Source organism: Flavobacterium sp. DG1-102-2 (genome assembly GCF_033042555.1).
Taxonomy (GTDB): domain Bacteria; phylum Bacteroidota; class Bacteroidia; order Flavobacteriales; family Flavobacteriaceae; genus Flavobacterium.
In genome coordinates this window covers 54254-65634 of record NZ_JAWLIK010000003.1, presented here as the reverse complement: position 1 = coordinate 65634, position 11381 = coordinate 54254, and the positions used below count along the sequence as shown (strand labels likewise).

General features: G+C 38.5%; 8 protein-coding genes. 1 reads left to right on the top strand and 7 read right to left on the bottom strand.

Annotation, left to right across the window (positions count from 1 at the left end; genetic code table 11):
- Nucleotides 1–27 precede the first annotated feature (27 nt).
- Together R1T16_RS05495 and R1T16_RS05490 are read right to left on the bottom strand one after the other, a co-directional pair.
- Nucleotides 28–2169 carry a DEAD/DEAH box helicase gene (locus R1T16_RS05495; RefSeq protein ID WP_317500084.1) on the bottom strand — a complete coding sequence of 714 codons (2142 nt, stop codon included), beginning with the start codon at nucleotides 2167–2169 and terminating at the stop codon, nucleotides 28–30.
- Nucleotides 2170–2171: 2 nt separating this feature from the next.
- Nucleotides 2172–3110 carry a DUF1837 domain-containing protein gene (locus R1T16_RS05490; RefSeq protein ID WP_317500083.1) on the bottom strand — a complete coding sequence of 313 codons (939 nt, stop codon included), beginning with the start codon at nucleotides 3108–3110 and terminating at the stop codon, nucleotides 2172–2174.
- Nucleotides 3111–3454: 344 nt separating this feature from the next.
- Here R1T16_RS05490 and R1T16_RS05485 point away from each other — a divergent pair, with 344 nt between their 5' ends.
- Nucleotides 3455–3727, top strand: a complete 273-nt coding sequence (locus tag R1T16_RS05485) for a helix-turn-helix transcriptional regulator (protein WP_317500082.1) — start codon at nucleotides 3455–3457, stop codon at nucleotides 3725–3727.
- 266 nt (nucleotides 3728–3993) lie between these two features.
- On the opposite strand, the gene R1T16_RS05480 is transcribed toward R1T16_RS05485, so the two are convergent.
- The 5 genes from R1T16_RS05480 to R1T16_RS05460 form a co-directional block, all read right to left on the bottom strand.
- Entirely contained in the window at nucleotides 3994–6273 is a 2280-nt protein-coding gene (locus tag R1T16_RS05480; protein ID WP_317500081.1) for an aconitate hydratase, read from the bottom strand.
- A gap of 47 nt (nucleotides 6274–6320) precedes the next feature.
- A complete protein-coding gene (locus R1T16_RS05475; protein ID WP_317500080.1) occupies nucleotides 6321–9101 on the bottom strand; it encodes a bifunctional aconitate hydratase 2/2-methylisocitrate dehydratase in 2781 nt (926 codons plus the stop codon).
- Nucleotides 9102–9386: 285 nt separating this feature from the next.
- On the bottom strand, nucleotides 9387–9758 hold the full coding sequence (locus R1T16_RS05470) for a hypothetical protein (protein WP_317500079.1): 372 nt from the start codon (nucleotides 9756–9758) through the stop codon (nucleotides 9387–9389).
- 122 nt (nucleotides 9759–9880) lie between these two features.
- Entirely contained in the window at nucleotides 9881–10261 is a 381-nt protein-coding gene (locus R1T16_RS05465; protein ID WP_317500078.1) for a hypothetical protein, read from the bottom strand.
- Nucleotides 10262–10371: 110 nt separating this feature from the next.
- Nucleotides 10372–11325 carry a MoxR family ATPase gene (locus R1T16_RS05460; RefSeq protein ID WP_317500077.1) on the bottom strand — a complete coding sequence of 318 codons (954 nt, stop codon included), beginning with the start codon at nucleotides 11323–11325 and terminating at the stop codon, nucleotides 10372–10374.
- Nucleotides 11326–11381: the final 56 nt, after the last annotated feature.

Genomic DNA, 11381 nt, shown 5'->3' with positions numbered 1-11381 from the left:
CAACTGGAAATTAATAAATTAGAAGCTCTAAAGATTATTTCTTTTCTCAATACCTTGATAAAAGTATTTTAGCACAAAAATATCAAATCTGTCAAATGTTGTAACATTGCGCCTTATTGACCATATGCCTAAATTATTGAATTTATCAATAACAGAATGTATAGTCAATTCTGGATCAATAAAATTAATCAAACCGCTATCATGAATTTTTCGTGAAATCATTCTTGGCATCCCATATTCTTCCAATTGATAAACGACCGTTGGTAAAAACGCATGAGAAAGTTTTGATATAAATGGCGAAACATCTGAATTCGGCTTAACTCCTATCACCTCTTTATATAAAATATTTATGTCATGTAAAAGGGAAGCTAACTTATATGTCGCGTTTCGTTCCAATTTGAAAAAATCTTCTATCGTAATATCATGTTCTGCGAGGTTTCTTAAAATCGTAGGAATAGTACTCGACCAATTGGAGGATAAAGCCTTTACAAATTCAACAAATATTGTATGAGAAGTGTCCCAACCTTTTTGCAAAGGTAAAATTTTATGTAGAAAATAATTCCAGTTCTGTGGATCAGAATTATTTAGATAACCAAATCCATTCCAACTATTTCTATTCTCTATCATATCTTTAACAATCTCTAAAAGCAATGGTCCGTTAGTAATATGAAACTTATTTTCTTTTTGCAGGCGATTAAAAACCTCTGCTCCCAGCAATTCTGTCATATCACGTTTAAAAGAAATTATTTTTGCAATTTGATCATTTGTAAGATCATTTTTGAATTCTTCTGGATCAACATCGTTGACCAACTCATCAGGAAATTCCAATATTAATTGCATGTTTTCTTCTACAGGAGGCTCATCAAGAATATATATTTTACCAATAAAATGTTTGAACATTCTACCTCCTCGCCCAATGATATTCTTATATGTAAAATCATTTATTGTAGCCCATCTATTTTTTCCACTTAAATTTCTCCAAAGGACAACATTTTCTGCAGAAGTATTTACTCCTTCAATAATTGAAGAAGTTGAAATAATGTTGTGAATACCATAATGAGATTCAAATAGCCTTACTTGTATTTGGCTTAAAGATCTGTGAAGTCTACCGTTATGAACGCCACTGCCACGTCTTATAAGACTCGTAAGACTCCAGTTAGCAGAATAATGCTGTTCCAGCCAAGTGGCAAATGCTTGCAATAATGGACTTTCATCTACTGGTAATTTATCAATAAATAAATTTGAGAGCTTGCCTATTTCACTATATGTACCGGCATAGATTAACGTTTTAGTTTTCTTCTTATCCAAAATTTCCAGTAATTTTAGACTTTTGAGTGTCTCATCACCATTAATTTCTGCCTGATAATTGTGTTTTTCTAAATAAACCGTGTTAAAGTCAAGTTTATAAAATTTCACATCTTTAGTAAAAAGATTATCATTTAATTCTCCAATATTTGGTGCAAGAAAATATCTTTGCTTCGCCATCTTTCCCAACTGCAAAATTGCTTTAAGCAATGAGGGAGAACGATCTTTTTCAAATTGTGCACTTGCTTTATAAAATTCATCTATCACTAACAGGTCGATGGATTCAAGAATGTTTATATAATTGATTGCGCGCTCTTGCGGAAAAATCAAAATGTTCTTTTTGGCAAGGGTTACATCAGAAGTTGTTATTATTTTATATTCATGTGCAAACTTTTTATATAGCCTCCTTCTTGTTTCATCAGTTAAAGCAATTGTGGGCACAATAACGACTATATTATCAGGTTTTTTAATAGATATAAATGCATCAATAACAAAGCTCTTTCCAAAACTAGTCGGCGCGCTAACAGCTATAGATTCACCATCCAACAACTTCTTTAGTAAAGAAGACTGTTCTCTATGTAAGGTCACCTTCTCATCAATTCCAATATCTGCTTTGAATGCTTCAAAAACGTAGCGATCTTGCCAATTACTAGTTTCTGGAATTAGGTAAGGATATAATCCAGTTTGACGTATTAAGTGATTAACGAGCGGTATATATTCTATTTCATTCAATTTATGGTAGTCAAGCAATTGAATTAAACTATCCCTTGCTATTGATTCATTCCCAACAGTTATATTATTATTTATTTCTCTGCACCTTTCAAAAATATAATCTTGTGCATATGTGTTGACAACATTTTGCATATTTATTGATTTTTAAAAAATTCAACATTGTCTATAAATTTATTAACTATAACTTCTTTAGAAGGGACGGGAAACAAAATTATGTGAAAAGTTACTTCTGAGTAAAGCCATAAAGTTTCTGAAAATTTACTTAATTGCTTTTTAAAATATGATTGTGCTCTCTCTTTATGAAATTCTAATATTTCATCTTTATATTCCTGAGATAGAACGTTACTTTTTTCAGTGATTGAACATTGATGGAGAATTAATATAGGAATATGCAGTTTAGGTTTAATTTGATCCATAGAAACCCCTGGGGAAATTAAATCTAAAATTTTTTTACGTAAATCTATATCGTCAACAAGGATATCCAAATCAGATACATTTGTTATAATACTATTTTCTAGTTCTAACTTTTCTGTCGTTAAAGAATTCTCAAATGATTGGACAATGGAACCCAATCTTGCATCTTGAATATCATTATAAAATTTAGCTTCGCCAAACCATAAGGTAAAATCTCCATCTTTTACGACTATGTGAACACTATCAGCACCTTTAGCATTATCTTGACTATTTTGTTTATAAAAAATCTTAGGAACAGTTGGTAATGCCCCGAAATGATGTTTCATAATACCATATAAGACTATCTCTGCTAGTTCACTACCTTTTCCAATATCACCATCTCCATCTGTAAGTCTAAGTTTCTTTGCAGATTGGACAAGAGCGGATTGTTCCTGGTCTATTAGACTAGCCCGCTCTCGGGCGGATAAGGCTGTCTCCTTTATATTATCCCATATAAAATTTTGAAATTTTGTATATCTCCATGCACCATCCTCAAAATCGTTTATTATGCTTAAGACATGTTTTTTATCGATTGGCATTAGAGCTACCTCATTATTTACATTTGTAAAGGAGTCATCCAAAAGAATTTCAAATTTTACTTTATCTATAAGGTCACTCATATTTATTTATTTTCACAAAAGAACATCACTAATATAAATTCTAATATCTTACACAATCAACTTATATATACTTAATTTCTAACATTACTACATGTGGGCGAATATAAATGATTTACCTTAAAAGCAAATAAGTATAAATACCTGATTTACAAAAATGTAAAAACACCTAGCCCCGATAGAGACGATATCCTCGCAGCGTAGCGAAGAGATGAAGGCGATAGCGGGTGCGAAGCGTAGGAATAAGCGCTTTGATGGCTGCTTATATAAATTTAACTATTTTCACCATATCGTGGGTAGACTTAAATTAATAAAAATATTTTCTTTGCTCTAATAATATGAGAGCTATGAAGGAGAATGATAAATTTGTCTTGGAGGTACTGGGTAGAGAAATTAGACATTGGAGGATTAATCATTTCCTTTGGACTCAGGAGGAGCTTGCTGAACGCAGTGGACTAACTCGAAATCAAATTAGTCTTATCGAAAATGGAGCAAAGGACATTCGTATAACAACCTTAAGAAATATAGCTCAGGCATTTGGTATGACAGTAAGTAGACTTACTAAGTTTAAACTATTTTCTAACGAACAAATATTTTATAACAAACGTGAACGCTTTTAGCCCCGATAGAGCCAATATCCTCGCAGCGAAGCGAAGAGATAAAGGCGATGGCCAGTACGGTGTGTCGCAATAAGCGATTTGACGGCTGCTTCAACACACCCCTAACCCCTTCCGCCGCGGCGGGAGCCAGCTTCACTCAAACTATTAGAGATTTCTCCACTTCGCTACGCTGCGGTCGAAATGACAGAACGGTAACGAATGATATAAGAACACAAAAAAACTCCCGACTTACATCGGGAGTTCTTATTATATAACTAAGATCGTAATTATGCTTTTACTTCGTCGTTGCTTGCAGCAGCGATAAGGTTTAGTGCAGATCCTGCAACAAACCAGCCTATCTGGCCTTCGTTGTACGAGTGGTTTACAAGGATTACATCTCTTGATCCGTCGTCATGGATAAACTCTACGCTTAATTGTTTGCCCGGGGCAAATTCTTTAAGGTCTAAGAAGTTGATCGTATCGTTTTCCTGTATTTTGTCGTAATCAGCCTCGTTAGCAAAAGTAAGCGCAAGCATACCTTGTTTCTTAAGGTTAGTTTCGTGGATACGGGCAAACGATTTTACCAATACAGCCTTAACACCAAGGTGGCGCGGCTCCATTGCAGCATGCTCACGCGAAGATCCTTCACCGTAGTTATGGTCGCCCACAACGATAGACGGTACACCGGCAGCTTTGTAAGCACGGGCGGTTGCAGGAACCGGCTCATACTGTCCGTCAAGCTGGTTCTTAACGTTATTCGTTTTTTGGTTAAAGGCATTAACCGCACCGATTAGCATGTTGTTAGAAATATTGTCAAGGTGGCCACGGAAACGTAACCATGGTCCTGCCATAGAAATGTGGTCGGTAGTACATTTACCAAACGCTTTGATAAGCAGTTTAGCACCTGTAATGTTCTGTCCGTCCCAAGGCGTAAACGGAGCTAATAATTGCAAGCGCTCTGACTCAGGGCTTACCGCAATCTTAACACCCGAACCGTCGGCAGCCGGAGCCTGGTAACCAGGATCTTCAGCGTCGAATCCTTTTGGAGGAAGTTCGTTACCTGTTGGTTCGTCAAGCATTACCTCTTCGCCGTTCTCATTGATCAGTTTATCAGTGATCGGGTTAAAGCCAAGGTCGCCCGCAATAGCAAGTGCCGTTACAAGTTCCGGAGAACCTACGAAGGCAAGCGTGTTAGGGTTACCGTCGGCACGTTTAGAGAAGTTCCTGTTGAACGAGTGAACGATAGTGTTACGCTCTTCTTTCTCTGCGCCTTCACGATCCCACATACCGATACATGGTCCGCAGGCATTAGCAAATACGGTAGCGCCAATTTTATCGAAAGTATCGATGAAACCGTCACGCTCTATAGTGTAACGCACTACTTCAGATCCCGGAGTGATCGTAAATTGTGCTTTAGTTTTAAGGTTTTTCTCAGCTACCTGCTTAGCAAGCGATGCCGAACGTGAGATGTCTTCGTAAGAAGAGTTGGTACACGACCCGATAAGGCCTACCTGGATTTGTAGCGGCCAGTTGTTCTTTTCGGCTTCTTCCCTCATTTTAGATATAGGCGTAGCTAAATCCGGAGTAAAAGGTCCGTTTAAGTGTGGCTCAAGTTCAGAAAGGTTGATTTCGATAACCTGGTCAAAATACTGCTCAGGGTTAGCGTACACCTCTGCATCACCTGTAAGGTAAGACGCTACTGCGTTTGCAGCATCAGCCACATCAGCACGGTTTGTAGCACGAAGGTAACGGTCCATAGACTCGTCATAACCAAAGGTAGAAGTGGTAGCGCCAATTTCTGCACCCATGTTACAGATGGTTCCTTTACCGGTACACGACATTGCCGTTGCACCTTCGCCAAAATATTCTACTACAGCGCCGGTTCCACCTTTTACAGTAAGGATACCTGCCACTTTAAGGATAACGTCTTTTGGAGCTGTCCAGCCTGATAGTTTACCTGTAAGTTTTACACCTATCAGTTTTGGGAATTTAAGTTCCCATGCCATACCGCTCATTACATCTACCGCGTCAGCACCACCTACACCGATAGCAAGCATACCTAGTCCGCCTGCGTTTACCGTGTGAGAGTCGGTACCGATCATCATACCACCCGGAAATGCATAGTTCTCAAGAACTACCTGGTGGATGATACCTGCTCCCGGTTTCCAGAAGCCAATACCATATTTGTTTGATATAGAAGAAAGGAAGTCAAAAACCTCATTGCTTTGTTCTTTAGCACGCTTAAGATCGGTCTTAGCGTCTACTTTTGCCTGGATAAGGTGGTCGCAGTGTACTGTTGTAGGTACTGCTACCTTAGGCTTTCCGGCATGCATGAACTGAAGAAGCGCCATTTGTGCCGTAGCATCCTGACAGGCAACTCTATCCGGGGCAAAATCTACGTAGTCTTTACCTCTGGTAAAGCTCTGCGAAGGATTTCCCTCCCATAAGTGCGAATATAAAATCTTTTCAGAAAGTGTAAGCGGACGGCCAACAAGCTCACGGGCTTTGTCAACACGTTCTGCCATGGTATCATACACCTTTTTGATCATTTCAATATCAAAAGCCATATATTTTATAGTTTAATATTATACGTTTGTTTTTGCTTACACATCAATTATCCTACCAATTGTTTATTAGCCGGTGAGAATTTAGTAAGATCTATACCTACAACTGCTGCCTTGTATTCTTCAACAGAAGGAATACGCCCTAAAATTGCCGACAATACAACAACCGGTGTAGAAGCCAGTAACGATTCTCCTTTTTTGCGATCGGTGTCTTCCACAACACGCCCCTGGAAAAGACGTGTAGAAGTTGCCATTACTGTATCGCCTTTGGCAGCTTTTTCCTGATTTCCCATACAAAGGTTACAGCCGGGACGTTCAAGATACATCATATTTTCATATTCAACACGGGCTGCGCCTTTAGGCAACAGGTCGCTAAATTCAAAACCTGAATACTTCTGTAACAAATCCCAGTCACCTTCAGCTTTAAGTTCGTCAATGATATTATACGTTGGGGCAGCTACAACAAGCGGAGCGTTAAATTTCACTTCACCCTGCTGCTCTTCCAGATTCTTAAGCATCTGGGAAACGATTTTTAAATCGCCTTTGTGAACCATGCAGGAACCTACAAAGCCTAAATCAACTTTTTTTTCGCCACCATAGTAAGAAATAGCACGGATCGTATCGTGCGTATATCGTTTTGAAACATCCTCATTGTTTACATCAGGATCGGCAATCATTGGTTCTGCTATCAGGTCGAGGTCAATTACAACTTCGGCGTAATATCGTGCATTGTCGTCCGGAGTTAACGCCGGCTTTAAGCCCAATTTTATCTCTGTAATCCTGTTATTTGCTTTGTCAATCAAACCTTGCAGTACCTGATTGTGGTTATCCATACCTTTGTCAATCATGATCTGGATCCTGCTTTTCGCAATTTCCAATGATTCAATCAGGGTATTGTCGTGCGAAATACATATTGAGGCTTTTGCCTTCATTTCCGCTGTCCAGTCTGTAAATGTAAATGCCTGGTCAGCCAGAAGCGTACCAATATGAACTTCTATAATCCTTCCCTGGAACACGTTTTCACCGTCAAATTGCTGCAGCATCTGTGCTTGCGTTGCATGAACGACATCGCGAAAATCCATATGCGATTTCATTTCGCCTTTAAATGTAACTTTTACAGAATCAGGAATTGGCATTGATGCCTCACCTGTAGCCAATGCAAGTGCTACTGTTCCGGAATCTGCTCCGAAAGCAACACCTTTTGACATTCTGGTATGTGAGTCGCCGCCAATGATTATAGCCCATTCATCTATTGTAATATCATTCAGGACCTTGTGAATAACATCAGTCATTGAATGGTAAACGCCTTTTGGGTCGCGGGCAGTAATGACACCAAAATCGTTCATAAATTTCATCAGTTTCGGGATATTAGCCTGCGCTTTTTTGTCCCAAACCGAAGCCGTGTGACAACCTGACTGGTATGCACCATCTACAATTGGCGAGATCACAGTTGCCGCCATAGATTCCAGTTCCTGCGCGGTCATAAGGCCTGTAGTGTCCTGAGAACCCACAATATTTACCTTTACACGCACGTCTGAACCTGCGTACAAAAGTTTGCCCGGCGTTACGCCAACTGCATTTTTATTGAATATCTTCTCTACCGCCGTAAGACCTTGCCCTTCATGGGAAATTTCTTTTGACATAGCAAATACCAATGGAATTTCAATACCTAAAGTCTGGGCAGCAAATGTTTGTATTTTTTTACCAAATACAACCGCATAAGAACCACCGGCTTTAATAAATTCTAACTTTTGCGGCGTGAACGATTTAGAAAGGTCAATCAGTTCCTGGTCGCCGTTATATAATTTTTTCTTCTTTGTATTTATAGTCAAAACTGTTCCGGTAGCAACAGAATAAACTTCTTCCAAAACAGGTTCTCCTTTTTCATTACGAACAAGGTTGCCATCGGCATCCTGTTTTTTAACCCAGTTTTTAAGGTCTACACCTATACCGCCTGTAACGTCAACAGTTGTTAGGAAAATAGGAGAAATACCATTTGTTCCACCTACAATCGGCGCGATATTTACAAATGGAATGTAAGGACTTGCCTGCTTACCTGTCCAAAGTGCTACGTTGTTTACACCAGACATACGGGATGAACCCACGCCCATTGTGCCTTTTTCGGCAATCAGCATTATACTTGCATCAGGAAACTGGACCTGAAAATCTTTAATTTCCTGCTGCTGTTGCGGTGTCATCATACACAAGCCGTGCAATTCACGGTCAGAGCGCGAGTGCGCCTGATTACCCGGCGAAAGCAAATCGGTAGAGATATCACCTTCTGCAGCAATGTATGTAACCACTTTTATTTCTTCGGGCACATCTGGAAGCTGTGTAAAAAACTCAGCCTGCGCATAGCTTTCTAAAATTTCTTTAGCTATTTTATTTCCGCTTTCATACGCTGTTTTTAAACGATCTGTGTCTGCTTCATAAAGGAAAACCTGTGTTTTTAATACTCTTGCCGCATCACTTGCTATAGTCAAATCATCACCAAGCGCTAAATCAAGCAGCACCTCGATTGATTTCCCTCCTTTCATGTGTGACAATAATTCAAAGGCAAATGCAGGTAAAATTTCATTAACCACTGCTTTACCAAGAATAATTTCCTTTAAAAACTCTGCTTTCACAGCCGCAGCCGGAGTTGTACCCGGCAGCGTATTATAAATAAAGAATTTTACAGAATCTGCTCTGTGCGGATTATCTGTATCTTTTATCTGAGCAATTATCGCACTTATTAATTCTGCTCCGTCAATTGGTTTTGGGTGAAGTCCTAAGGCTTTTCTTTCTTCAATTTCTTTGATGTAATCTATATAAATATTATCAAAAGCCATATTTTAAATGTTTATTTTCGTTTATAAAAAAGTCTGTAAATTTACTCATTCCTAAATGAATTAAAAAATTTTTACCTATTCTTTAATTTCAAAGAATTATTATTTATAAACATTCTATTTTACTGAAGAAACATCAATAAATTTAAGGTTTACTACCATTCCTTAACGAATTGACAATATTTTAATTTTAAATTGCAGATTTGAAAACATTCTACTTAAAAAACAAACAAAGCCTTACGCAAACATTTGCGTAAGGCTTTTATTTTTTAATATTTTCTACAACTTTTATAAGGCTGTGGTGATAGTATTTTCAGTTCTATCAGCCTCCGAAACAGCAAATTTATATACCATTGCTGCGGCCATAACTATCGCAATACCAAAAATCCCGCCTGCTGTGACAAGATATTCCACCAGCTTACCGCCTGATCTGTTGTAATCTGAAATCACTGCTAGTATCATATATGATGAAAATGCGCCCAGTACTATACCCGCAATGAGTCCGGGAATACGTTTTTGATAGATGATCTGCAATACTATAATTAGGAATGCAGCTATCGCATAATAATTAACATGGCCTCCGCCAAGGTTATCAATAATCCAGTATACGGAAAGAAGCCCGAAGAAAATTTCTGGAATACGGTTAGTAATTCGTTTCATAATGTATTGGTTTGGTTTACATTATAAAACTAATAAATATCTCTTTTAGTATTGTTACCAAAAAAATATGCCTGTAATAATTTACAGGCATAACTAATGTTTTAATGTGAATTTTGAGGCTGCTAAAAAGTTATCGTAAGCACACTTTCGTCGTAACGAACTTTTGATGTGACATACTTGTAAACCATTACAGATGCCATTACTAAGGCCATGCCATACAAAACAGTACTAAATACTACCGATTGCGTAAACACTTCTGCTTCTGATCCATGGAAATAACCGGAAATAACCGATATGAGTCTGTAAACGGAAAATGAACCTAACCCCAAACCATACACTAGTCCTGCCAGGCGGTTTTTATAAAAAAACTGCAAGAACAGTAACCATGTAATAAGCAGAGCGAAATAATTTACACTTCCCAATGTAAAATATCGTTCAGCAATCCAGAACAAACCCATTCCCATGAAAAAAAGCTCGGGGAGGGCGCCAAATGTTTTTTTCATATTTATTATAGTTGTACTTTAAATATACTACAATTATATGATTGTTTTATTGCATAAACAAATAAAAAAGAAACATTTTACTAACATTGCGATAAAATCAAAAAGTTATCTTAAAATAGCTTCCTTATTATCATTTCCTCAGTAATTCCTTCGGCATCAGCCTTATAATTCTTAATTATCCTATGACGGAGTATACCAGTGGCTACTGCCTGAACATCTTCAATATCAGGAGAAAACTTACCATTTAGCGCGGCATGCGTCTTGGCTGCAAGAATAAGGTTTTGCGAAGCCCTGGGCCCTGCACCCCAGTCAAGATAAGTGTTTACAAATTCGCTTGCCAGCTTATTGCCCGGCCTTGTTTTTCCTACAAGCCCTACAGCATACTCTACCACATTGTCTGCAACGGGTATCCTGCGGATAAGGTGCTGGAATTCTAGTATTTCATCGGCTGTAAACAGCGGGTTTATCGTTACTTTAGCATCAGACGTTGTGCTTTTTACCACCTGAACCTCTTCTTCAAACGTTGGGTACTCCAATTTTATAGCAAACATAAAACGGTCCAGCTGTGCTTCCGGCAGCGGATAGGTCCCCTCCTGCTCAATAGGGTTTTGGGTAGCCAATACAAAGTACGGCAGCGAAAGCTTATGATGATGCCCCGCGATAGTAACCGCTTTTTCCTGCATCGCTTCAAGAAGCGCAGCCTGTGTTTTAGGAGGTGTACGGTTAATCTCATCGGCAAGGATAATATTTGAGAATATTGGGCCTTTTATAAATTTGAACTGGCGGTTCTCATCCAGTATTTCGCTACCTAATATATCACTTGGCATCAAATCGGGTGTAAACTGTATACGTTTAAAATCAAGCCCCAATGCCTGCGATATTGTATTCACCATAAGCGTCTTTGCTAATCCAGGCACACCTACAAGAAGTGCGTGCCCACCTGCAAAAATACTTAGCACTATCTGTGCTACCACCTCATCCTGACCTACGATTATTTTTGCTATCTCCTGCTTTAATTCTTTCTGTCTCTGAACTAAGTTTTGTATGGCTGCTACGTCTGACATATCGTTAATTGGTTGTTGTATTAAAAAATAAGCCACGCAATAGGCGTGGCTTCAAA

Excerpts from the sequence above, each read along its gene's own strand:
- R1T16_RS05495 (WP_317500084.1), bottom strand. The coding sequence starts at position 2,169 with ATGCAAAATGTTGTCAACACATATGCACAAGATTATATTTTTGAAAGG.
- R1T16_RS05490 (WP_317500083.1), bottom strand. The coding sequence starts at position 3,110 with ATGAGTGACCTTATAGATAAAGTAAAATTTGAAATTCTTTTGGATGAC.
- R1T16_RS05485 (WP_317500082.1), top strand. The coding sequence starts at position 3,455 with ATGAAGGAGAATGATAAATTTGTCTTGGAGGTACTGGGTAGAGAAATT.
- R1T16_RS05480 (WP_317500081.1), bottom strand. The coding sequence starts at position 6,273 with ATGGCTTTTGATATTGAAATGATCAAAAAGGTGTATGATACCATGGCA.
- R1T16_RS05475 (WP_317500080.1), bottom strand. The coding sequence starts at position 9,101 with ATGGCTTTTGATAATATTTATATAGATTACATCAAAGAAATTGAAGAA.
- R1T16_RS05470 (WP_317500079.1), bottom strand. The coding sequence starts at position 9,758 with ATGAAACGAATTACTAACCGTATTCCAGAAATTTTCTTCGGGCTTCTT.
- R1T16_RS05465 (WP_317500078.1), bottom strand. The coding sequence starts at position 10,261 with ATGAAAAAAACATTTGGCGCCCTCCCCGAGCTTTTTTTCATGGGAATG.
- R1T16_RS05460 (WP_317500077.1), bottom strand. The coding sequence starts at position 11,325 with ATGTCAGACGTAGCAGCCATACAAAACTTAGTTCAGAGACAGAAAGAA.